The following is a 23039-nucleotide window of genomic DNA, read 5'->3' as shown; positions in this document are numbered from 1 at the left end:
CGCTGCCGGAACGGTGTTCCGGCGGTGGAGTCACAACCACTGCTCCAGGCGGTCCAGGGCGACGAAGAAGCCTTCGCCGTTGTTCACATGCCCCATCCAGATCTCGGGGATGAAGGAGGCATCCGGCACGATCCGGCGCAGCTGGGCGCCCAGCGCGGCCCAGTCGACGTCGCCCTCGCCCACCTGCACGCCCTCGCCGTCCACTCCGGTGCCGTCCACCAGGTGCAGGTGGATGGTGCGCGGAGCCAGCAGCTCGACGGCCTCGCTCAGCGGCATCTTCAGGAAGTTCGCCGCGAGCATCGTGTGGGAGATGTCCAGGCAGAGGTCCACATCGTACTCGTCCGCGAACTCGCGGGTGTCCCGCGGATCCAGGAAGAGGTTGTGGTACTGCTGCCCGCCCATCAGCCACGGGTACGGCGGCAGGGTCTGCGCGGCGATGCGCACGCCGTCGGCGTCCAGTCGCTGCAGCGCCTGCCCGATGCGGGCGTACTTGGCCTTGCGCTGCTCCGGCGGGATGTGCCCGTTCTTGGTGAACCCGCCCATGGTCACCACCATCACCGGGTCATCCTCCAGGGTGAAGTACTTCTTCATGTCCCGGGTGATGTCGATGGTCCGCTGCACCTCGCGGATGGAGCGCTCCCAGATCTCCTCGTCCTCGGAGGCCAGGTCCACCAGGAAGTCCCCCGCGAAGAGGTCCGGCAGGTGCGTGGTGAAGGACATCGGCAGCTTCTCGTCGAAGACCTCCTCGATGTCCATCTCCAGGTCCTTGTAGGAGAAGTGGAACTCCAGGAAGTCCGGCTTCGCCTCCTCGATCAGGGCCCGGTAGTCGTGGAAGCGCACCGGCAGACCCCAGGGCCGGTCGAAGGAGAAGTCCCGGCGCAGCACGGCGTCGTCCTTCAGGTCGCCCTCGAAGAAGAAGTCCCCCTCGGCGACGTCGCGGTGCAGGGTCCGCCCGATCAGCTGATCCGCATAGTTGGGCTGCAGGCCGCGGCCCGGGGACTTCACGGCCACGTCCTCGGCGGTGACGGTCTCCCCGGCCTTCAGGGCCCGGGTGGCCACCAGGGACTTGGCGAGGTTCACCCGGTTCATCAGCTCGCCGGTGGTCACCTCGCGGGGACCGGCCGATCCGATGGCCTCCTCGACGTCGCGCACCTGACGCACCATCGCCGCGAACTCCTCGGGCAGCAGGGAGACGGTGTGGTCGTTGCCCTCGAGGGTCTTGTCGATGGTGAAGTGCTTCTCGATGATCTTGGCCCCGCGGGCCACCGCGGCGATCGGCACGTGGTACCCGCGCTCGTGACCGGAGTAGCCCACGAGGGTCTGCCCGATCTCCTCCAGCCGGGACATGTACGCGAGGTTCACGTCCTTGTACGGGGCCGGGTAGGCGGACTGGCACTGCAGCAGGGCGAAGCTGGCACCCACCGAGCGCAGCACCTGCACCGACGCCTTGATCTCCTCCTCCCGGGACATGCCCGTGGAGACCAGCATCGGCAGACCGGTGCGGCCCATCGCCCGCAGCAGGTCGTGGTTGGTCATATCCGCGGAGGCCACCTTCAGACCGGGAATGCCGTAGGAGGTCAGCGCCTCCAGGGAGGGGACATCCCACGGGGTGCACAGCACGTCGATGTCCACCTCCTTGCAGTGGTCGAACACGTCGTACATCTGCTCCACGGTCAGGGAGAACTTGGACAGCAGGTCCAGGGTGTACTGGGCGCCGAGATCCTCCCCGGCGGAGGTGCCGCCGGCCTGGCGGTACAGGGCGTCCATGTCCCGCAGCTGGAACTTCACCGCATCCGCCCCGGCCTCGGCGGCCAGGTCCACCAGGCGCTTGGCCAGCTCCGGGTCCCCCTGGTGGTTGTTGCCGATCTCCGCGATGAGGAAGGCGGGGTGGTCCTTGCCCACCGTGTGCCGTCCGATCTGCAGCGTCTCCGCGGAGTCCATGGCAACGGCCAGCAGGTGCCCCCGCTCATCCACCAGCGGCAGATGCTCGATGCCGCCGCCGAACAGCCCCGCCAGCTCCGCCGGCTCGGCCCCCTCCGGAGCGGTGCGGGGGTTCCGGTTGGCGACCTCCAGGCAGGAGACGGACAGGTCCCCGCTCGGGTTGGCCAGCAGCCACCGGCGGAAGTCACCGTCGGTCAGGGCGCCCTGGAGGATGCCGTGGGCATCCACGCAGAACACGATGCGGGCCCTGTTCGCGGAGATCTTCTGCAGCCCGGTGAGCACCGGGTCCTCGGAGAAGACGACGTAGGGGGAGATGGTGCGTTCGATGATCACTGGTGGGTTCCTCGGTTCTGCGTCTCGTCCTGCGGGTAGGTCTCCCGCAGCTGTGCCTCGGCCGTGGCGAAGTCCACGGGGGTGTCGATGTCCACGCCCTCCACCTCGTCCAGGACGAACAGGCGGATGCGCCCGCCCAGGCGGTTGTGCAGCTCGTCGTAGATGTGCGGTGCGGTGACGTAGAGGGAGCCGTTCTCCCGGTAGCGCAGGGTCTGCTCGGTCAGCTCCTGACGGCGGGGCCGGTGCATGACCTCGTACTCCGCGCTCGGTTCCTCCCCGGGTGCGCCCTGGCGCCAGATGAACGGGGACTCGGGGATCACCCCGACCATGGACTCCGCATCCGAGTCCAGGAACTCCCGGACTGCCCGGGCGATGGTTCCCGGCAGGCGCAGCGGAGAGGTGGCCTGCAGCAGCATCACCGCATCCGGGGCGAAGCCGTCCGCGCGCGCCCAGGCCAGGGCGTGCTCGATGACGGGTTCGGTGGCCGTGGTGTCCTGCGCGAGCTCGGCCGGACGCAGGAAGGGCACCTCGGCGCCGGCCTGCCGGGAGATCTCGGCCAGCTCCTCATCGTCCGTGGAGACGATCACGCGCAGATCCGTCTCCGGGGCGAGTTCGTTCCGGGCGGCCAGCGCCTGGGCGATGGTCCAGGCGACCAGGGGCCGTCCGGCGATGGGTCGGAGGTTCTTGCGGGGGATCCCCTTGGATCCCCCGCGCACCGGGATGACGGCCAGGACCTGGCTCATGGTGTCGGTTCCTCTTCCTGCTGCTGTGCGATGGTGTGCGGGGCCGACGGGTGCCGGTCCTCGGTGAGGATCTGGGCGATCCTGCGGGCGGGCTCGACGTCGGGCCGGTCGGGCGCGGGGGTGGGCGGTCCGCCCCAGGGGCGCATGCCGTAGCGTCCCCACAGCTCCCGCAGCCAGGCGGGCGGTCGGCGGTGGTGCACCCAGGCGGGCAGACCGAGGGCCGCGGCCTCCAGGACCCCGGTGGAGAACACCGAGACCACGGGCGATCGCAGCCGCGTCAGCGGCTGGCCGGCGTCGTCGAAGGCGATGCCGCGCCGGCGCCACCAGCGGTGCACGAGCCGGGAGAGGAGGTCCCGTTCCCCGGGATGCGGGCGGTAGACCGCACCCTGCCTCCTGCAGAAAGCGTAGCAGGAGCGGATCAGCCCGATCCTGGGCAGCTCGGCCCCGTGCAGCTGGCCCAGGAACACCGGGGCGGCCTCGACGGCTTCTGCGGGACCGCGCGGGGCGGCGCCGGCGCGCCACAGCAGCTGGGAGCCCACCACCTCCGCCGTGGTGTCCGGACGGCCCGCGGTCCAGTAGGCGGCGTCCGCGGCGGAGAAGGCCAGCAGGTGCGCGGCCCGCGGCAGCGGGGGTGCCATCGGCACCAGCAGGCCGTGCTGGACCACCCAGAACGGCAGGTCCCGCTGCTCGCGCCAGGCGTCCGCCGCGGCGCCGACCGGCAGGTAGGAGCCGACCCCGAGCACCCGGCGCACGCTGCGCAGCTCGGGGGCCTGCCCCAGCTGCTGCCCCGTCAGCTCCCGGGTGCGCCAGGGCCCGCCGGGCAGGTGCTCGGTGACCTCGTGGGGGGCGAGCACGGCGAGGTCGCGTTCCGACAGGTGGGTCAGGGGCTCCAGCAGGGCGGCCCGCTGGGTGGGGCCGGTGGTCTCCAGGGCGACGAGCAGCTCGGGCGCCTCGCCGCGTACGTGCAGCGCGAATCGGGGCTGCGGCTCGGGGATGCGGCGGATCCGCCGGACTCCGCGGGCCGCGGCGGTCTTCAGGGTGCGCGGCAGGTTGCGCCGGGCCTGCCAGCGGTGCCAGGCGCGCAGGTCCGCGGGGTGGGTCAGTCCCACAGCTTCTGCACCTCCCGGGCCCGGTGGGCGAAGGTGTGCTGCGCGAGGGTCCGAGCGCGCCCCGCGGCGCGGATGCGCTCGGACCAGGGCCGATCGGCGAGGACCCGGCGGGACAGCTCCAGCAGCTGCTCGGGGCTGCGGTAGATCAGCACCTCCGTGCCGGGGTCGTAGAACTCCTCGACGTCGGGGCGGTCGATCAGCTGGATGCCGTTCATCCCGGGCACTTCGAAGGTGCGCATGGCCAGCCCCTCCTGCAGCCCGTGCACGTTCAGGGCTGCGGCGGCGCGGGCCTGCACCGCGTAGGCCTGCGCCAGGGGGATGTCCCGCTCGGAGGGCAGATCCGGGCGGGCCCATTCCCAGGTGCGCAGCTGGTCCACCGGGTGGTGGGACCAGCCGCGCCCGTAGGCGCGCACCGGCACGCCGTGCCCGGACAGGTGCTCCAGCAGCTGCACCCGGTTGGGGTAGCGGGAGCCGACGAAGACGATCTCCTCCTGGGTGCGGGTCTGCGGCGGGGCCAGCTCGGGGTCGAAGCCGTTGGGCACGTAGGCCGCGGGCACCCCCGCCTCGGCGAGCATGTCCGCTTCGGAGCGGGCGTAGCTGATGACCCCCGGCAGCTGCCGCAGGAAGTCGAAGTCGTAGCGGTGGCGGGAGAGGTCGTCGTAGAGCCACAGCAGGTGCGGGACCCCCTGGGCGCGCACCTCCTCCCAGAACGCCTGCCCCAGGGCGTCGGCCTTGATGACCAGCAGCCGGTCCGGTCGGTGCTCGCGCAGCACCTCCACGGCGCGCCGGGTCAGGTCCGCCTCGGCCCGCTCCCGGGAGTCCGCGCCGAAGCGCTCGGGCAGCTCGTAGCGCAGCTTGTTGCGCAGCTTGGCCCCCACGGTGTCGAAGGCGTCGTAGCGGTGCACCGCCGTCTCGTAGCCCAGGGCCCGGAAGCCGCGGGCGATGGAGTGGCAGTACCCGTGGAAGGCGGGGCTGATGATCAGCAGCCGCTGGCCGCGGGGCTCGCTCACTGGTTCGCCCCTCGTTCGCTGAGGCCGGTCAGGGCCCATTCCTCCCGGAACGTGCGCAGCGGGGCGACGTCGCGCCCGGCGGCCCGGCGCAGCACCTGGTGCCCGAGGTTCACCAGGGTCGCGGCCCGCAGCGCGGCGCGCAGCCGACGCTCCCCGCCCCACTTGCGGGCGTACAGGAAGCGGGAGGCCACCAGCCACCGGCGACGCAGCCCGGGGTTGGAGGAGCCGCCGCTGGCGTGGGTGACGGTGATATCCCCGAGGACCGCTGAAGGCACTCCGATCTCCCGGAGACGCCGTTGCAGATCGACCTCTTCGGCGTTCATGAAGAATCTCTCGTCGAATCCACCGACCGATCGCACGGCCTCCACCGGAAGAATCATCGCGGCCCCCATGACCCAGTCCACGGGGTGTTCTCCGAGAGCCTCTGCCTGGGTATCATGCCCGACTGCCTCGTGGAGGGCCCGACGGTCTCGGTACCTGGCCAGCGGTGTCAGCCACTCCACGACCTGTTGCCTGACCGTGGGAAAGTGCCGACCCACCCATTGGGCGGTGCCGTCTTCATTCAGAACGCGGGGCGAGTAGACGGTGGGCCGAGCCCCACGCACTCTTTCAGTGATGCGGGCGACCACGCCCTGAGCAAGATCCAGGTCGGAGTTGAGGACGAGTGCCCAGGGAGTCGTGGCCTCAGCCAATCCGGTGTTCACGGCAGAGCCGAATCCGCCGTTGCTCTCCCGTCGCACCACCTTGACGATCAGCCCGTGGGGGTTCTCTTCTTCGGAGAGCTCCGCGTCCTGGTCCAGGAAGGGTCGGGGCGAACAGTCATCCACGACGATCACCCGCAGGTCGGCGATCCCCTGCTGCCCAGCGAGCTGCTTGATCAACGACCGAGTGTCATCGGGCGTTCCGTAGTGGGGGATCACCACGGTTACAGGGTTCTCCTCAGGACTGACAGATGTGTTCGCTCCTGCACCGGACGTGGCGCCGGCGACCGGATGGTCCAGCTGACGGGGAGGGACCCGCCCGGCGATTCGATAGCGCCAGTGCCCCTCGAGGATTCCCTCAGCCCACCCGAGGTGCTCCCAGCTCGCGCGTCGCTCAGCTGGGTCGACGTTCGGCCGAAGGGTGAGCACCGCCTTCAGCAGGTCCTCGGGGTACCGGCGGAGGGAGCCTGCGAAGGATATCGGCGGCAGCGGCCTGCCCTCTCGGAACCGAGCCCAAAGCAGCATCCACCCCAGAGCGTAGGCTCGACGCTGCTTTCGCACGGCACGCATCGTGCGCCGCTGCACGTACCAGGAAGAGGCGAGCGTCGTCGTCGTGAGCTGGAATCCCGCTTCCTGCGCTCGCCAGTCGAAGTCGACCTCCTCGTGCCCGGTCGGGAACGATTCGTCGAAACCCCCGATGGCATCCCAGACGGTCCGCTTCATGCCCCTGCTGGACCCATGCGTATAGGGCAGGTATCCCATCGTCCGGTATTCCGGGCCGAGCTTCCTGCCGGTGTCGGTCTCCACCCAGGTGCCCACCAGATCTGCCTCATCGAGGGCTCGTGCCACCACACCGACCCAGTTTCGACTCACGCGATCATCAGCGTCGCAGAGCAGGATCTTCGATCCGGACGCAACCGCGATTCCCGCGTTGCGGGCATGGGAGGGCCCTTGAGTCTTGTCAGCCCGGACCACCCGCAGGTCCCCGGGGACGCGATCGGACCAAGCCAGCGCCGCTTCCCGTGTCCCATCCGTGGAGAGGTTGTCCGCGACGATGATGTCGAATGCCGGCGAGTCGACCTGCTGCGACAGCGCTTCCAGCTGCCCCCCGATGCTGTCGGCGGCATTGAAGGCGGGGATGACCACGGTGATGTCTGCGGGATGGCTCACGATGCGCTTCCTGTCGGGCTGGAGAGGTCCGGATGAATGGTGCTGAGTGCGCGTTCGGCGGCTTCGCTGCCGAATCGACGCCGAAGCTCAGCAGCAACGGCCTCGGATCGTCTTCGATAGGACGCCGGAGCGCCGAGCACGGAGACCACGGCATCGGCGAAGGCCTCCGGATCCGAGGTCACGCCCGCGAACCAGGAGTCGTCCCCGATGCCTTCGGCTCCCACGGGAGTGGTGACCACCGGGACTTCAGAGGCCAGGGCATCGAGGGTCTTGAACTTGACCCCGGCGCCCTGGAGAAGCGGGACCACGGCCACGTCGGCCCGAGCGTATTCCTCGGCGAGGTCCGGGACGAAGCCGAGCAGCTCGGCCCCCGTCCCGTCGGCATCTCGCCGGACGGTGTCGCGGATGCCTCCTCCAGCGATCCGCATCCGGACATCGGGAACCTGCTGCCGGATGCCGGGCAGCACCTCGCGCAGGAACCATCGCAGCCCCTGCTCGTTGGACCAGCGAGCCAGGTAGGCGACGAACAGGATCGTCGGCGGCGCCGACTCCTCGACCGATCGCGTCGACGCTGCGGGAAGATCAACCGGCGGAGGCAGGGTGCGCACACGGGGAGATCGCGGCAGCAGCGCCGCGTCCTTCTCGGACAGGACCACCAGGGCGTCGGGCCCACCGGACCCGGTGGCCAGACGCCGTTCATCGCGGCGGACGCGCCCGACCGCCCATCGGCTGTAGACATTCAGAAGAAGTCGCGAGATGCCGGTGCGCGGGCTGGTCTGGGCGGCTCGGGAGAGCTGCTGGCTCAGCACGTCATGAAGGGTCACCACCGTGCGAGCCGAGGGGTTGATCCGGCGGATCGTGCGCAGCAGGTCAGCCTGCTCCTGCCACTGCAGATCGACGACGTCCGCCTCGTGCAGCAGCCGGGTGGCCGCCGGATCCTCGCGCAGCCGATGGTGCATCCAGCGGGAAGCTCGCCCGGTCTCGAGAAACCGGGACACCCGGGAGCGCAGAGCCGACCGCTGGGCCGGGGTCTCGAGGATCACCACGTCACGCAGCCAGGACGCCGGGCGGGCCCGGCGCACGGCAGGACCGTCGGGGACGATGACGCTGACATCCGCCCTGTCCGCAAGCCACCGACTCGTGCGGGAGATGAGAACGCCGCCGGCGTGCTCCGGGTTCTCCTCGGGCACAAGAGGCGTGATCATCACGACCCGCTGCCGTCTCGAAGCCCTCATCATCGCATCAGCGCTGCCCGCTCGATCACCGGAAGCACCTTCCTCGCCCAGCAGTCCCAGGACAGGACGCTCTCGAATCTTTCGCGGGCCTGCGCACCCCGTCGATCCCGCAGCTCTGGGTCCACCAGCTCGGTCAGCGCCCTGACCGCCTGATCCTCGTCGTCCACCAGACTCCCCGTGACGCCGTCCACCACGACATCCGCGACGCCGCCGGTGCTCTGCACGACGCACGGCAGGCCGAAGCCCGCCGCATCAGCGAGCGTGATTCCGCCAGCCGCCCCCCGAGTCAGCTCCAGCAGGACGTCGTGCCGCGCGTACTCCTCGGCCATCTGGGGCCGGGACACACGCCCCGGAGCTCGCACCCACGTGGGCAGCGGCGTTCTGGGAGTGTCACCGAGGACGGTGAGCACCGCCGACACACCGGAGTCCCGGAGCCGTCCGACGACCTCGACGGCCCGGTCCCCGCCTTTCCTGTGCCAGTCCGTCGCCACGGCGAGCACACGCAGCACCCCATCCTCAGAGGTTCTGCGGGGCATGCCGTCGGGGTTGCCCACGGCTGGCCCGAAGGGCGCCACGGTGATCCGCTCCGGCTCCGCCCCGTAGTCCTCGACCAGGGAACGTCGCGCCCAGTCGGAGGCCACGACCATCTGGTCAGAACGGCGCAGCGCAGCCCGCTCGATGGCATCTCCCTGCCACCGTGCGAACGCGCTGAGATCCGTGAACTGGGGATACAGCCCCTGGATCGCCCGGAACGTCGCGTCGGTGATCTGGACGCAGGGAACATCCAGCCGAGCCCGTGCGAGCACCCCGGATGCCGCAATGCCGACCACAGCGTCGGGGCGGCGCTTTTCGACTTCGCTCCGGGTTGTGCGGCCGGACCTGCCCGCGGTCGCCCACGAGTGCTGGGGGAGATAGCCGCGGCGCAGGGCACCTGAAGCTCTGGCCAGGACCCGGTCCACCCGGTGGTGGGAGACACTGATGCTCGTTGCGGTGAGCCGGTGCCCACGGGCCTCAGCCTCCCGTCGCAGGGCTTCCAGCATCGGGACCACGGCGCCCGACCAGGCCCGCGGATCCTCGAGGTCCCACGGGCTGACAACCAGGATCTCCAACGCTAACTTCCCTCCGAGGGTCCGTTCCCCAACGGGGGAGGCGCACCTCAACTCGCTGACTGCCGCTCCGCCGTCGTGCGGCTTCAGCTGACCCCGTTGAACAGGCTGGTCACGGAGCCGTCCTCGAAGACCTCCTTGATCGCGCGGGCGATCAGCGGGGCGATGGACAGCACCGTGAGGCCCTCGAAGCGCCGCTCCTCCGGCACCGGGAGGGTGTTGGTCACGACGACCTCGGTGGCCCCGGAGTCCTTCAGCCGCTCCACGGCCGGCCCGGAGAACACGGGGTGGGTCGCGGCGATGATGACGTCCTTCGCCCCGGCCTCGCGCAGCACGGACACCGCCCCGGAGATGGTCCCGGCGGTGTCGATCATGTCGTCGATGAGCACGCAGGTGCGGCCCTTGACGTCCCCGACCACGGTCTTGGCCACGGCCTGGTTGGGCACGGAGATGTCCCGGGTCTTGTGCACGAAACCCAGCGGGGCACCACCCAGCAGCTCGGCCCACTGCTCGGCCACCCGCACCCGGCCGGTATCCGGAGAGACCACCGTGACGCCCTCGGTGCCGACCTTGTCGCGGACGTAGTTCGCGAGGATCGGGATGGCCATGAGGTGGTCCACCGGACCGTCGAAGAACCCCTGGATCTGGGCGGTGTGCAGGTCCACGCTCATGATGCGATCCGCCCCGGCGGTCTTGTACAGATCCGCGATGAGCCGGGCGGAGATGGGCTCGCGGCCCTTGTGCTTCTTGTCCTGTCGGGCGTACGGGTAGAACGGCGCGATGACGGTGATCCGGCGGGCGGAGGCGCGCTTGAGCGCGTCGATCATGATGATCTGCTCCATGAGCCAGTCGTTGATGGGCGCCGGGTGGGACTGCAGGACGAAGCAGTCCGCTCCGCGCACGGAGTCCTCGTAGCGCACGTACGTCTCGCCGTTGGCGAAGTCGTAGGCGGACACGGGCAGCAGATCGCATCCCAGGTTCTTCGAGATCTGCTCGGCCAGCTCCGGGTGGGCGCGGCCGCTGACCAGCGCCAGCTTCTTCTCCCCCGGGTTCGTCAATTTGCTGCTCATGGATCAGCCTTCCTCGCCGTCGTGCTGTGCGTGTGCTGCGCGCTGGGCCCGGGCGGCGGCATCGGCCGCCGCGGTACCGGGTCGCTTCCTCTCCACCCAGCCCTCGATGGTGCGCTGGGGGGCGTCGTTGATGGCCAGTGCCCCGGCGGGGACGTCCTGGCGGATCACGGTGCCGGCGCCGGAGTAGGCCCCGTCACCCACCGTCACGGGGGCCACGTACATGTTGTCCGAGCCCATCCGCACGTGCGAGCCGATCACGGAGCGGTGCTTGTTCACCCCGTCGTAGTTGACGAACACGCTGGCCGCGCCGATGTTCGAGTGCTCGCCGATGGTGACGTCTCCGGCGTAGGACAGGTGCGGCAGCTTGGAGCCCGCCCCGATCTGGGCGTTCTTGGTCTCGCAGAAGGTGCCGATCTTCCCGCCTTCCCCGAGCCAGGTGCCCGGGCGCAGGTAGGCGAAGGGCCCGACGCTCGCCCCGGGGCCGATCTCGGCGTCGGAGCCGTGGGTGCGCACGACCTCCGCGCCCTCCCCCACCAGCACATCGGTCAGGGTGGTATCCGGGCCCACGGTGGCCCCGGTCTGGATCACCGTGGTCCCGTGCAGCTGGGTGCCGGGCAGGATCGTGACGTCCTCGCCGATCGACACGGTCGCATCGATCCAGGTGGTGGCCGGATCGACGATGCTCACCCCGGCGCGCATGTGCCGCTCGGTGATGCGGTCGTTGAGGACCCGGCCCAGCCGGGACAGCTGGACGCGGTCGTTGGCGCCCTCCACCTCCCAGCGGTCGGCCACGCTCAGCGCGGAGGTGCGGTGCCCGTGGGTGCGGGCGATCGAGAGCACGTCCGTCAGGTACTTCTCCCCCTGGGCGTTCTCGGTGGTGACCTCGCGCAGGGAGTCCCGCAGCACGGCGGCGTCGAAGGCGTAGATCCCGGAGTTGACCTCGGTGATGGCCAGCTGCTCCGCGGTGGCGTCCTTGGCCTCCACGATCGCGGTGACCTCCCCGCCCTCGTTGCGGATGATCCGCCCGTAGCCGCCGGGCTCCGCCAGGTGGGTGGTCAGCACGGTGACGGCGTTGCCCGCCTCGCGATGGAAGCGGGTCAGCTCGCCGATGGTGGCCGGGGTCAGCAGGGGCACGTCCCCGTAGGTCACCACCACGGTGCCCTCCAGGGGTGCACCGAGCCCGTCCAGGGCGTCCACGGCCACCTCCACGGCGCGCCCGGTGCCCGGGATCTCGTCCTGGTCCACGAGCAGGGCCTCGGCGTCGAAGGCGGCGACGTGCTCGGCGACGCGCTCGCGCTGGTGGCGCACGACGACCGCCAGGTGCTGCGGGGCGAGCTCGCGGGCGGTGGCCACGGCGTGCTCGACCATGGAGCGGCCGCCGATGGGGTGCATGACCTTGGGCAGGGCCGACTTCATGCGGGTCCCCGCCCCGGCGGCGAGGACGATGACGGCGGTCGGTGCGCCGGTGGCTTCGGACTGGGGTGCGGAGGTCAAATCGGAAGTGCTCCTCGACGTAGCTGTGCCGGCGCCGCGGCACCGTGTCCTGGTCGTTCCGCCTCTAGGACTCGAACCTAGAATAACGGCTCCAAAGGCCGCTGTGTTGCCGATTACACCAAGGCGGAGTGCGCCCCGGAGGCGGTCTGGGAGCGTCAGGGACGGACGGTTGCCCATGCTACCAAAGGGGCGAGGAGCCTCCCGGACCCGCCTCGCGGCAGCTGCGGCCCGGCAGCACGTACGCTGGGCGGGTGGCACATCTACTGGGTGGAGAGTCCCTGCACGTCCGCTTCCCCACGCGGACGGTCTTCGAGGGCGTGACCGTGGGGGTCAACGAGGGCGACCGCATCGGCATCGTCGGGCGCAACGGGGATGGCAAGTCCACGCTGCTGTCCCTGCTGGGCGGGCGCCTGGAACCGGATGCCGGGCGGGTCACCAAGCGCTCCGGGATCACCGTGGGCTACCTGGATCAGTCCGATGTGCTGGACGGGCAGGACTCCGTGGGCCGGGCGATCGTCGGCGACGCCGCGGAGCATGAGTGGGCCTCGGACCCGAAGATCCGCGACGTCGTCTCCGGTCTGGTGGGGGACCTGGACTGGGCCGCACCGGTGGCCTCCCTGTCCGGCGGGCAGCGGCGGCGCGTGGCCCTGGCGAAGCTGCTGGCCGGGGACTGGGACGTGCTGATGCTGGATGAGCCCACCAACCACCTGGACGTCGGGGCGATCACGTGGCTGGCCGAGCACCTGAAGCGCCGCTGGTCCCGCACCGCCGGCGGCCTGCTCACGGTCACCCACGACCGCTGGTTCCTGGACGAGGTCACCAGCCGCACCTGGGAGGTGCACGACGGCGTCGTCGAGCCCTTCGACGGCGGGTACGCCGCCTACGTGCTGCAGCGGGTGGAGCGGGACCGGCAGGCCGCCGCAGCCGAGGCCAAGCGGCAGAACCTGATGCGCAAGGAGCTGGCGTGGCTGCGCCGTGGCGCCCCCGCGCGCACCTCCAAGCCGAAGTTCCGCATCGAGGCGGCCAACGAGCTGATCGCGGACGTTCCCCCGGTCCGGGACACGGTGGGTCTGGCGCAGATGGCCGTATCCCGGCTGGGCAAGGACGTGGTGGACATCGAGGACGCCTCGGTCTCCTATCCCCTGCCCGACGGCGGCACCCGGCCGGTGCTGCGCGAGGTCACCTGGCGGATCGCCCCCGGGGAGCGCACCGGGATCCTCGGGGTCAACGGCGCGGGCAAGTCCACGCTCCTCGGCCTGGTCACCGGGGCCGTGCAGCCCACCGAGGGGAGGGTCAAGCGCGGCACGACCGTGCGCATCGCGACCCTGACCCAGCAGCTGGATGAGCTGGAGGAGGTGGCCGAGGACCGGGTCTCCGAGGTGATCGGACGCAAGCGCACCAGCTACGTGGCGGACGGGAAGGAGATGACCCCGGGGCAGCTGCTGGAGCGTCTGGGCTTCACCAACGCGCAGCTGTCCACCCCGGTCAAGGACCTCTCCGGCGGTCAGAAGCGGCGCCTGCAGCTGCTGATGATCCTGCTGGATGAGCCGAACGTGCTGATCCTGGATGAGCCCTCCAACGACCTGGACACCGACATGCTCGCGGCCATGGAAGACCTGCTGGACACCTGGCCGGGCACCCTGCTGGTGGTCTCCCACGACCGCTACCTCATGGAGCGGGTCACGGATCAGCAGTACGCGGTGCTGGACGGGCGCTTCCGCCACCTGCCCGGCGGGATCGACGAGTACCTGCGATTGGAGGCCGCCCACGACGCCGGCTCCTCCCGCCGGGACCAGGCCAATCCGATGGGCGCGGCGTCGTCGCCCGCTTCCGACGCCGCCCCGGACACCGAGACGCCCCGGTATTCGGGAGCGCAGGTGCGGGAGGCGCAGAAGGAGCTGAAGTCCGTGGAGCGGAAGCTGGCGAAGCTGGAGGAGGCCAAGCAGGCGGTGCACGCGCGCATGGCCGAGCACGACCAGACGGATTTCCAGGGCCTGGGCGAGCTCAGCGCGGAGGCCTCCGCCACCCAGGAGGAGATCGACGCGCTGGAGGAGCGCTGGGTGGAGCTGTCCGAGATCGTGGAGTGACCCGATGCGGCCCGCTTCACATCAGACCGACGCGGCGCGCCCCGCCCGGGCGATGCCGATGAAGCCCTCGATGCCCAGCCGCTCTCCCCGCAGGGTCGGGTCGATGCCGGCCGCGGTCAGGATCTCCCCCGCCCGCCCCGCCGAACCGGCCCAGCCGGCCAGGGCCGCGCGCAGGGTCTTGCGACGCTGGGCGAAGGCGGCGTCGATCACCGCGAAGACCTCCCGGCGGGTCACGTCCTCCGCCAGGGGCCGCTCGTAGCGGCGGAAGGCCACCAGGCCGGAGCGGATCTTGGGCGCCGGCCAGAACACATTGGTGCCGATGACCCCCGCCTTGGAAACCTCCCCGAACCAGCGGGCCTTGACCGATGGCACTCCGTAGACCTTGGAGCCGGGAGCGGCGGCCAGCCGGTCGGCCACCTCGTCCTGGACCATGACCAGCCCGTGGGTGATGCTCGGGAACTGGGCGAGCAGGTGCAGCAGCACCGGCACGGCCACGTTGTACGGGAGATTGGCCACCAGCGCATCGGGTTGTGCGGGCAGCTCGGTGACGGTCAGGGCATCATGCAGCACGACGTCGAGCCGATCCGCGCTCTCGGGGCGGAAGCGGCGCACCGTCTCCGGCAGCTGGGCGGCCAGCGGCGGGTCGATCTCCACGGCGACCACGCGCGCCGCGGCATCCAGCAGCCCCAGGGTCAGCGAGCCGAGCCCCGGGCCGACCTCCAGCACGACCTCTCCCGCGTCCACCCGTGCTGTGGTGACGATCCGTCGGATGGTGTTGGCGTCGATGACGAAGTTCTGGCCCAGCGTCTTGGTCGGCTGGATGCCTGCGCGTGCGGCCATTTGGCGGATCTCGGCGGGGCCCAGGAGGGGTGCGGTGCTCACCCGGGGGATTCTACCGAGCGGACGCGCAGAACCGATCATGGATGCCACCGGCGTGAGAGACTGACCCCATGAAGATCGTAGGACTATTCGATCATGGAGGCGTCCGACGCCGGCAGAATCGTGTAGCTGCAGACCGACGGATCGCAGGTCCATACCGCGTGGACCTGCTGATGGAGCACGGAATCGATCTGATACCGGTGCCTCCGGCCAAACACCCGTGGCATTGCAAAGCGCGTGATGTGATCGAGCATCGGACGGGCACACGCGTGGACCTCGCGGTGCGCTCCGCACCGAGGATTCTGGGAGCCGAAGGGGTGTTGGCGCTCTTGGAGGACAAAGCCGTCCTCCCAGGGAAACTGAGACGACTCGGGATTCCTCCCTATCACCGCGTGCCTCTGACAACCGTGAGTTGCTGGTGGGCGGAGGAGCTTCGCCACGGCTCCCCCGAGCGGGTCCGCGCGATCCGCACCGCCCTGCGTGGAATCGATGACGCGATCTGCTTCAGCCGCAACCAGCGCTCGATCTTCGCGGCCGCGGGGATGCCCGAGGACCGAATCCATCCCGTCCGCTTCGGCGTCGACCCGGACTACTACTGCCCTGGAGAAGGGACCAGAGACTTCGACGTCGTCGCCATGGGCATCGACCGCGGCAGAGACTACGAGACGCTGCTGGACGCCGCTCGGCGACTTCCGGATACCCGTTTCGACATCTTCACCCAACCCGGCCGTGTGTTGGACCCGCCGCCGAATGTGATGATTCATGGGCCGGTCTCCATGGAGCAGCATCGAGACAATCTGCGGTCTGCCCGATTGGTCGTGGTTCCCACCCATGCTCTGGCATATCCGACGGGTCAGAGCGTGCTCTTGGAGGCCATGGCCTGCGGAGCGTCGGTAGCGGCCACCGCCACCGCTGCTATGGAGGAGTATCTCCAGGATGGACACAGCAACCTGGCCCTGCCCGCGGGTGACCCCGTCGGCGTCGCCAAGGTCATCGAACGTGCTCTAGGGGACGAGGCTCAACGCAGGCGCATCGGCCGAGCTGCACGCCATCGGGTTCTGGATTCCTTCACCTTCCAACAGCTGTGGGCCGCCGTCGCGGACATCCTCCGGGAGGCTGCTGTCCGGCCTCGTTTCTGATGTGGGCCCGAAGCTCTCACTCCCAAGAGCCGTACACGGCCTGGGCGTTGTCCCGGATCCGGGTGCACAGCTCCGCCAGGTGCATCCCCAGCCGTTCGGCCATCCACCGCACCGTGTACACGGTCATGTAGGAGGCGTTGGGCCGCCCCCGGAACGGGTGCGGAGTGAGGAAGGGCGCATCGGTCTCGGCGAGGATCAGGTCCGGGCGGGCCATGTCCAGGGAGGCCTGCACCGCATGGGAGTTCTTGAAGGTCACGGTCCCGGCGAAGGACATGTACCAGCCGCGCTCATTGCAGATCGCCGCCAGCTCCGGACCGCCGGAGTAGCAGTGGAACACGGTCCGCTCCGGAGCCCCCTCCTCCTCGAGGATGCGCACCACGTCCTCGTGGGCGTCCCGGTCGTGGATCTGCAGGGCTAAGCCGTGCTCCTCGGCCAGGCGGATGTGCCGGCGGAAGCTCTCCTGCTGCGCGTCCCGCCCGGACTCGTCCGTGCGGAAGTAGTCCAGCCCCGTCTCCCCGATCGCGCGCACGCGGGGGCGCTGCGCCATCTCGTCCAGCGCCGCCATCGCCGCCTCGAAGGTCCCCTCCGCGATCAGCCCCGGGGCCTCATTCGGGTGGATCGCGACCGCGGCCAGCACTCTCGGATCGGCCTCGGCGGCGGCGACGGCGTAAGCGGAGGAGGGCAGGTCGCAGCCGACCTGCACGATCCCCCCGATGCCCACGGCCTCCCCCGTGTCCAGCGCGTCCTTCGCGGTGACGGCGGTGTCCCCGTCCAGCAGATCCATGTGGGTGTGGTCATCCACGATGGGGACGGGCAGCGGCTCGGGGGCCGGCGGGAACTCCAGGTTGCGCCTGCGCCCGCCGTCTCCCTCGGTGCCGCGGCGGCGGGTGCCCTCTCCCGAGGGCTCCCCGGCGACGTCGTAGTTCTCCGCTCGGTAGGCCGGGGGCACCTCCCCGGGAAGCACCTCCGGGGCGGCATCTCCGGCCCACAGGCTGCCACTGAGCCGCTCGGCCTCCGGCATGAGCGTCGTCCAGTCCGTCATCACGGCTCCTCAGTCCTCCCGTCGCCGCGCCAGCACGGCCTCGTACAGCTCCCTCTTGCCCACCCGGTGCGCCTCGGCCACCTGGGCGGCAGCCTGCTTGAGCCGCAGGCCCTCGGCCACCAGGGCCTCCACCTCCCCGGTGAGGTCCGCGGCCTCCTCCGGCTCCGGTTCCGGGGCCCCGGCCACCACGACGGCGATCTCCCCGCGCACCTGGCCCTCCTGGGCCCAGGCCAGCAGCTCGCCCAGCGTCGCCCGCCGGACCTCCTCGTGGACCTTGGTCAGCTCCCGGGCCACCACGGCCCGGCGCTCGGGGCCGAAGGCTCCCGCCAGCGCCTCCAGCATCGCGGCCAGCCGGTGCGGCGCCTCATAGAAGACGAGGGTGCGCCGCTCCCCGGCCAGCTCGGCCAACCGGGTGCGCCGCTCGGAGGCCTTCCGCGGGATGAACCCCTCGAAGGCGAAGCGGTCGGTGGGCAGGCCGGAGACCGCGAGCGCGGCCAGCACCGCGGAGGGTCCGGGCAGGCAGGTCACCGGCAGGTCCTCCGCCGCGGCGCGCTCCACCACCCGGAAGCCGGGGTCGGAGACGGTGGGCATCCCGGCATCGGAGATCAACAGCACGGTGGATCCGCGGCGCACGGCCTCGAGGAGTTCCTCGGCGCGCTGGCCCTCGTTGTGGTCGTGGTTGGTCACGATGCGCCCGCGGGTGCTCACCCCGAGCCCCGCGGTGAGGGTGCGCAGGCGCCGGGTGTCCTCCACCGCGATCACGTCTGCGCTCTCCAGGTGCGCCCGCAGGCGCGGGGAGGCGTCCTCCAGGTTGCCGATGGGCGTGGCGGCCAGGATGAGCAGGCCCTCGGAGTGCGGGGAGCTCACCGGTTCCGTGGGATCCGGGGTCTCCGGGGACTGGGCGGGGGTGCTGGGCGGACGGGTCACCGTCCCAGCCTAGCCATCCGCGGCGGCCCCGCGCGTCGCGGCGTCGTCGTCGCGGGCCGCGCGGGTGGCGGCCAGGCGCCGTTCCAGGACGACGGCGGCGGCGACCACGAGGAACCCGAGCACGCCCACCAGCAGAGCGGCTCCGGCGGCCTCCCCGACCGGCTGCAGCGCCCCGGTCTCGGACTGCCAGGGCCACAGCCCGCGCAGCCCGCCGATCATGACCCCGGTCAGCACGGCCAGCGTGACCCGATGCCGGTGGGCCAGCAGCCACTCCAGACCCTTGACCACGGTGGCCAGCCCCAGCAGGGCCCCGAGGGCGAACAGCGTCAGATACCCCAGGTCCCGCTGGTTCACCGCAGCCAGGGTCGGCTGGTACATCCCGAAGGTCAGCAGCAGGAAGGACCCGGACAGGCCGGGCAGCACGAGGGCGCAGATCGCCACGGCCGCGGCCAGCACGATCACCCAGGGGGCGGGATCGGCCTCGCCCTGGCGCGGCAGGGACACCACGGCCCAGGTGGCCACGGCCCCGGCCGCCGCGGCCAGGACGTCTCGGGCCCGCCAGCGGCCCACCCGGGCGGCGGGCACCGCGGTGCAGGCCAGGACCATGCCGAAGAACGCCGCGGAGGTCAGCACCGGGTGGTCCTCCACCAGCCGGCCCATGACCCCGGCCATCACGACGACGGCCAGCGCCATCCCCAGGCCCACGGCCAGCAGCATCGGCCAGGCCACCTGACGCAGGTGAACGCGCGCCTGTCGGCGGTGCTCGACGGCGCCGGCCCCGCGGGACAGCAGACCGAGCAGCGCGCAGCGGGCGGCGGAGACGAGGTGCCCGAGGGAGCCGATGAGGCTCTCGTAGAGTCCGACGACCAGCGCCACGGTTCCCCCGGAGACGCCGGGGACGGTCTCCACGGCGCCGATCAGCCCGCCGCGCACCACATCCAGCAGCAGCCGAGCCGGCGTCGGGCGACCCGCGGACCGGGGAGACCGCCGTTCGGGGTCCTCGGGCCCGGTGGGCTGGAGGGTCTGTGCCTGGGTCGCCGGGGCTCCGACCGTCGGCGTCTGGGGGCGGGTCTGCGGGGAGTCGGCGGGGCGGGGGGTCTGGGAGCGATGAGTCATGGCGGGGTGCGTCATGGCCTTCTGTGCGGGCGCCGTCCGGCACCCCGGGGCCATGCGGCGCGCGGATACGGGAAGCGGACGGTGCGGGCGGGGCGGCGGCACCGGCTAGAGTGGATGGACCGCCGCGGGGTCGTCCCCGCATTCTTCCAGGTTTCGGGCTCCCGGGGTACGTGACGGTCTTCTCCTCTGGCATCGCGCCGGCCTCCGCCCCCACCTCGGGCCGGATACCCGCGTCCCGTCTTCCGCTTCCCGTGAGGATCTCCGTGCTCTTCCGCCTCCTGAGGACCCACGCCGCCCCGCACTGGCGGGTCATCCTGGCCGTGCTCGTGCTGCAGCTGGTGGCGGTGCTGGCCACCCTGTACCTGCCCAGCCTCAACGCCCAGATCATCGACCGCGGCGTCGCCACCGGGGACACCGCCTACATCTGGCGCACCGGCGGGTGGATGCTGCTGGTGGCCTTCGCGCAGATCATCGCCGCGATCACCGCCGTCTACTTCGCCGCGCGCACCGCGATGGGCCTGGGCCGGGACCTGCGCGCCGCGGTCTACGAGGCCGTGGACGGCTTCGGAGCTGAGGAGGTCTCCTCCTTCGGCGCCCCCACCCTGATCACCCGCGGCACCAACGACGTCCAGCAGATCCAGATGCTGTTCCTGCTGATGCTCAGCTTCATGGTCAATCTCCCGCTGATGGTGGTGGGCGGCATCATCATGGCGGTGCGCGAGGATGCGGGCCTGTCCTGGCTGGTGTGGGCCTCCGCCCCGGTGGTGGTCATCATCATGGCCCTGCTGATCCGGCAGCTGATCCCGCTGTTCACCGTCATGCAGGAGCGCACCGACGACGTCAACGCGGTGCTGCGCGAGCAGATCATGGGCCTGCGGGTCATCCGCGCCTTCGTGCGGGAGGAGCACGAGACTCGCCGGTTCGCCGCGGCCAACGACGCCCTGACCGACGTCGCGGTGCGCATCGGGCGGATCTTCGTGCTCATGGGGCCGATCCTGATCGTGCTGATGCACGCCGCGGAGGCCGCGGTGCTGTGGTTCGGCGGACATCGGGCCGAGGCCGGGCAGGTGGAGGTCGGTTCGCTGACCGCGTTCCTGCAGTACCTGATGCAGATCCTCATGGCCGTGATGATGGCCTCCTTCATGGCGATGATGTTCCCGCGGGCCATCATCTGCGCCCGGCGCATCGGGCAGGTGCTGGACACCGTGCCGCGGGTGCGCGACGCCGAGACCACCCGCGTGCCGGAGCAGCGCCGCGGCGTCGTGGAGTTCCGGGACGTCTCCTTCGCCTACCCCGGGGCCGAGGCCCCCGTGCTGGAGGGGATCAGCTTCCGCGCTCAGCCGGGCACGACGACGGCGATCATCGGCGCCACCGGGGCCGGCAAGACCACCCTGCTGCACCTGATCCCGCGGCTGCACGACGCGACCGAGGGCCAGGTGCTGCTGGACGGGGTGGACGTGCGCGAGCTGCCGGCGCAGCAGATCACCTCCCGGGTGGGCCTGGTCCCGCAGAAGCCGTACCTGTTCTCCGGGACGGTGGCCTCGACCCTGCGCTTCGGGGACCCCCAGGCCTCCGAGCAGCGGCTGTGGGAGGCCCTGGAGACCGCGCAGGCCGCGGATTTCGTGCGGGAGCGCTCCACCGGCTCAGGCGCGGAGGCGGCCACCGGGCTGGATTCGGCGATCGCGCAGGGCGGCACGGACGTCTCCGGCGGGCAGCGCCAGCGGCTGAGCATCGCCCGGGCCCTGGTCGCGGACCCGGCGGTGTACCTGTTCGACGACTCCTTCTCCGCCCTGGATGTGGCCACGGACCGGCGCCTGCGCGCGGCCCTGGCCCCGCGCACCCGGGACGCCAGCGTGATCGTGGTGGCCCAGCGCGTCTCGACCATCACCGAGGCGGACCAGATCCTGGTGCTGGAGGCCGGACGCATCGTGGCCCGCGGCACCCACACCGAGCTGCTTGAGACCTCCCCCACCTACCGGGAGATCGTGCAGTCCCAGCTCTCCGCCGAGGAGGCCGCATGAGCGAGATGCCCCCCGCCCCGCGCACCGCCCGCGCCTTCTGGCCCACCGCGGGCCGGCTTCTGCGCGAGCTGACCCGCTGGCCCGGACGCCTGAGCCTGATGACGGCCCTGCTGGTGTCCTCGGTGCTGCTGACCGTGTTCGCCCCGCGGGTGCTGGGACATGCCACGGACCTGATCTACGCCGGCGTCGTCGGCCTGCAGTCCCCGGCAGGGGCCGACGCCGAGCAGGTGATCGCCGGGCTGCGGGAGCAGGGCCGGGACCAGATGGCGGACATGCTCACCGCGGTGGACTTCACCCCCGGGCAGGGCATCGACTTCCCGGCCCTGGGCGCGACCCTGCTGCTGGTGCTGGGGATGTACGTGCTGGCCGGGGTGTTCCTGTGGCTGGAGGGGCGGATCCTCAACGACCTGGTGATGCGCGTGGTGCGGGACGTGCGCCGCCGGGTGGAGGCCAAGCTGCACGCCCTGCCGCTGAGCTACGCGGACACCCACCAGCGCGGAGACCTGCTCTCCCGCACCACCAACGACCTGGACAACATCCAGCAGGCCCTGCAGCAGGCGCTGGCGGAGCTGGTGCAGGCGATCCTCACGGTGCTGGGCGTGGCCGTGATGATGTTCGTGCTGTCCTGGCAGCTGGCCCTGGTGGCGCTGATCGCGGTGCCGATCTCCGGGGTGGTGGTGGCCTTCGTCGGGCGCCGCTCCCAGAAGCTGTTCGCCGCGCAGTGGAAGGCCACCGGGGAGCTGAACGGGCACATCGAGGAGGCCTTCACCGGCCACGAGCTGATCCGCGTCTACGGCCGCGGGCAGGACATGGGCCGAGCCTTCCGGGAGCGCAACGACGCCGTGTTCCAGGCCAGCTTCCGCGCCCAGTTCCTCTCCGGGACGATGATGCCGATCATGCAGTTCGTCTCCTACCTGGGCTACGTGGGCATCGCGGTCCTGGGCGGGCTGAAGGTGGCCAGCGGCCAGCTGTCCCTGGGCGGGGCGACGGCGTTCATCCAGTACTCTCGCGAGTTCACCCAGCCGCTGGGCCAGATCGCCGGCATGGCGAACATGCTGCAGTCCGGGGTGGCCAGCGCGGAGCGGGTCTACGACCTGCTGGACGAGCCGGAGCAGTCCCCGGACTCCCCCGCCGCGGTGGCCGCCGACGCCGCCCGGGAAGGGCAGCGAGCCCGCGGGCGCATCGAGTTCTCCCACGTGGACTTCTCCTACACCGCCCAGCGCCCGCTGATCCGGGATCTGTCCCTGGTGGCCGAACCGGGTCAGACGGTCGCGATCGTGGGGCCGACCGGGGCGGGCAAGACCACCCTGGTCAACCTGATCCTGCGCTTCTACGAGATCGACGCCGGGGAGATCACCCTGGACGGGCAGGACATCCGGGAGATGACCCGGGACCGGCTGCGCCGAGCCACCGGCATGGTGCTGCAGGACGCGGTGCTGTTCCGCGGCACCATCCGGGAGAACATCCGCTACGGCCGACTGGAGGCCACGGATGAGGAGGTGCTGGCCGCGGCCCGGGCCACCTACGTCGACCGCTTCGTGCGCTCCCTGCCGGAGGGCTACGACACAGTGGTGGATCAGAACGGCGGCTCGGTCTCGGCCGGGGAGCGGCAGCTGATCACGATCGCCCGGGCTTTCCTGGCGGACCCGGCGGTGCTGATCCTGGACGAGGCCACCTCCTCCGTGGACACCCGCACGGAGGTGCTGGTCCAGCAGGCGATGGCCGCGCTGCGGGCATCCCGCACGTCCTTCGTCATCGCCCACCGGCTGTCCACGATCCGCGATGCGGACACGATCCTGGTCATGGAGCACGGCAGCATCGTGGAGCAGGGCAGCCACGACGAGCTGATCCACCGGGACGGGGCCTACCGGGCGCTGTACCGGGCGCAGTTCGCAGGCGACGGCGGGCAGGGCTGA

The 23039-nt window shown here is 71.0% G+C and carries 17 protein-coding genes and 1 tRNA gene; 4 read left to right on the top strand and 14 right to left on the bottom strand.

From position 1 onward, the window contains the following. Nucleotides 1-30 precede the first annotated feature (30 nt). The 10 genes from AC0VXQ_RS02855 to AC0VXQ_RS02810 form a co-directional block, all read right to left on the bottom strand. On the bottom strand, nucleotides 31-2274 hold the full coding sequence (locus tag AC0VXQ_RS02855; RefSeq protein WP_129357847.1) for an N-acetylneuraminate synthase family protein: 2244 nt from the start codon (nucleotides 2272-2274) through the stop codon (nucleotides 31-33). After that, nucleotides 2271-3017: an acylneuraminate cytidylyltransferase family protein gene (locus AC0VXQ_RS02850; protein WP_055684338.1), complete on the bottom strand. Its 747-nt coding sequence runs from the start codon at nucleotides 3015-3017 to the stop codon at nucleotides 2271-2273. Before AC0VXQ_RS02850 ends, AC0VXQ_RS02855 begins: the two co-directional genes overlap by 4 nt. Further along, complete coding sequence (locus AC0VXQ_RS02845) at nucleotides 3014-4126, bottom strand: RNA-binding protein (RefSeq protein WP_260008041.1); 1113 nt, start codon at nucleotides 4124-4126, stop codon at nucleotides 3014-3016. Before AC0VXQ_RS02845 ends, AC0VXQ_RS02850 begins: the two co-directional genes overlap by 4 nt. After that, nucleotides 4117-5136: a CgeB family protein gene (locus tag AC0VXQ_RS02840; protein ID WP_064724920.1), complete on the bottom strand. Its 1020-nt coding sequence runs from the start codon at nucleotides 5134-5136 to the stop codon at nucleotides 4117-4119. The genes AC0VXQ_RS02845 and AC0VXQ_RS02840 overlap by 10 nt, the downstream gene beginning before the upstream one ends. After that, entirely contained in the window at nucleotides 5133-7007 is a 1875-nt protein-coding gene (locus tag AC0VXQ_RS02835; RefSeq protein ID WP_196826248.1) for a glycosyltransferase family 2 protein, read from the bottom strand. Before AC0VXQ_RS02835 ends, AC0VXQ_RS02840 begins: the two co-directional genes overlap by 4 nt. Next, nucleotides 7004-8197: a glycosyltransferase gene (locus AC0VXQ_RS02830; protein ID WP_061225277.1), complete on the bottom strand. Its 1194-nt coding sequence runs from the start codon at nucleotides 8195-8197 to the stop codon at nucleotides 7004-7006. Before AC0VXQ_RS02830 ends, AC0VXQ_RS02835 begins: the two co-directional genes overlap by 4 nt. Nucleotides 8198-8241: 44 nt before the next feature. After that, complete coding sequence (locus AC0VXQ_RS02825; RefSeq protein WP_196826247.1) at nucleotides 8242-9351, bottom strand: glycosyltransferase family 4 protein; 1110 nt, start codon at nucleotides 9349-9351, stop codon at nucleotides 8242-8244. Nucleotides 9352-9434: 83 nt separating this feature from the next. Next, complete coding sequence (locus tag AC0VXQ_RS02820) at nucleotides 9435-10418, bottom strand: ribose-phosphate diphosphokinase (protein ID WP_055684333.1); 984 nt, start codon at nucleotides 10416-10418, stop codon at nucleotides 9435-9437. Between the two features lie 3 nt (nucleotides 10419-10421). Further along, the gene (glmU, locus tag AC0VXQ_RS02815) at nucleotides 10422-11912 is read right to left on the bottom strand and encodes a bifunctional UDP-N-acetylglucosamine diphosphorylase/glucosamine-1-phosphate N-acetyltransferase GlmU (protein WP_475529066.1); all 1491 of its coding nucleotides are present in this window, start codon (nucleotides 11910-11912) and stop codon (nucleotides 10422-10424) included. 56 nt (nucleotides 11913-11968) lie between these two features. Further along, nucleotides 11969-12040: transfer RNA gene (locus tag AC0VXQ_RS02810), tRNA-Gln, on the bottom strand. Between the two features lie 123 nt (nucleotides 12041-12163). Between AC0VXQ_RS02810 and AC0VXQ_RS02805 the strand changes: the two genes are divergently transcribed. Continuing rightward, nucleotides 12164-13999 carry an ABC-F family ATP-binding cassette domain-containing protein gene (locus tag AC0VXQ_RS02805; RefSeq protein ID WP_475529063.1) on the top strand — a complete coding sequence of 612 codons (1836 nt, stop codon included), beginning with the start codon at nucleotides 12164-12166 and terminating at the stop codon, nucleotides 13997-13999. Nucleotides 14000-14020: 21 nt separating this feature from the next. On the opposite strand, the gene rsmA is transcribed toward AC0VXQ_RS02805, so the two are convergent. After that, entirely contained in the window at nucleotides 14021-14920 is a 900-nt protein-coding gene (gene rsmA, locus AC0VXQ_RS02800; protein WP_475529061.1) for a 16S rRNA (adenine(1518)-N(6)/adenine(1519)-N(6))-dimethyltransferase RsmA, read from the bottom strand. Nucleotides 14921-15039: 119 nt separating this feature from the next. On the opposite strand from rsmA, the gene AC0VXQ_RS02795 reads away from it, so the two are divergent. Next, on the top strand, nucleotides 15040-16017 hold the full coding sequence (locus tag AC0VXQ_RS02795; protein ID WP_165590096.1) for a glycosyltransferase family 4 protein: 978 nt from the start codon (nucleotides 15040-15042) through the stop codon (nucleotides 16015-16017). A gap of 16 nt (nucleotides 16018-16033) precedes the next feature. Here the strand turns inward: AC0VXQ_RS02795 and AC0VXQ_RS02790 are convergent, their stop codons facing one another. The 3 genes from AC0VXQ_RS02790 to AC0VXQ_RS02780 are packed head-to-tail and all read right to left on the bottom strand — an operon-like array spanning nucleotide 16034 to nucleotide 19117. Next, the gene (locus AC0VXQ_RS02790; protein ID WP_055684435.1) at nucleotides 16034-17038 is read right to left on the bottom strand and encodes a TatD family hydrolase; all 1005 of its coding nucleotides are present in this window, start codon (nucleotides 17036-17038) and stop codon (nucleotides 16034-16036) included. A 30-nt stretch (nucleotides 17039-17068) separates the two neighbouring features. Then, entirely contained in the window at nucleotides 17069-17986 is a 918-nt protein-coding gene (gene rsmI / locus AC0VXQ_RS02785; protein ID WP_404817470.1) for a 16S rRNA (cytidine(1402)-2'-O)-methyltransferase, read from the bottom strand. Between the two features lie 9 nt (nucleotides 17987-17995). Next, nucleotides 17996-19117, bottom strand: coding sequence for a DUF368 domain-containing protein (locus tag AC0VXQ_RS02780; RefSeq protein WP_224799928.1), 1122 nt, complete (start codon nucleotides 19115-19117; stop codon nucleotides 17996-17998). A gap of 248 nt (nucleotides 19118-19365) precedes the next feature. Here AC0VXQ_RS02780 and AC0VXQ_RS02775 point away from each other — a divergent pair, with 248 nt between their 5' ends. Together AC0VXQ_RS02775 and AC0VXQ_RS02770 are read left to right on the top strand one after the other, a co-directional pair. Further along, nucleotides 19366-21123, top strand: a complete 1758-nt coding sequence (locus tag AC0VXQ_RS02775; RefSeq protein WP_129357844.1) for an ABC transporter ATP-binding protein — start codon at nucleotides 19366-19368, stop codon at nucleotides 21121-21123. Continuing rightward, complete coding sequence (locus AC0VXQ_RS02770; RefSeq protein ID WP_129357843.1) at nucleotides 21120-23039, top strand: ABC transporter ATP-binding protein; 1920 nt, start codon at nucleotides 21120-21122, stop codon at nucleotides 23037-23039. The genes AC0VXQ_RS02775 and AC0VXQ_RS02770 overlap by 4 nt, the downstream gene beginning before the upstream one ends.

It is taken from the genome of Rothia sp. QJM3NY_36, assembly GCF_056173115.1.
Note: the sequence above shows the minus strand (reverse complement) of the source record. Positions and strands in the feature narration are given on the sequence as shown.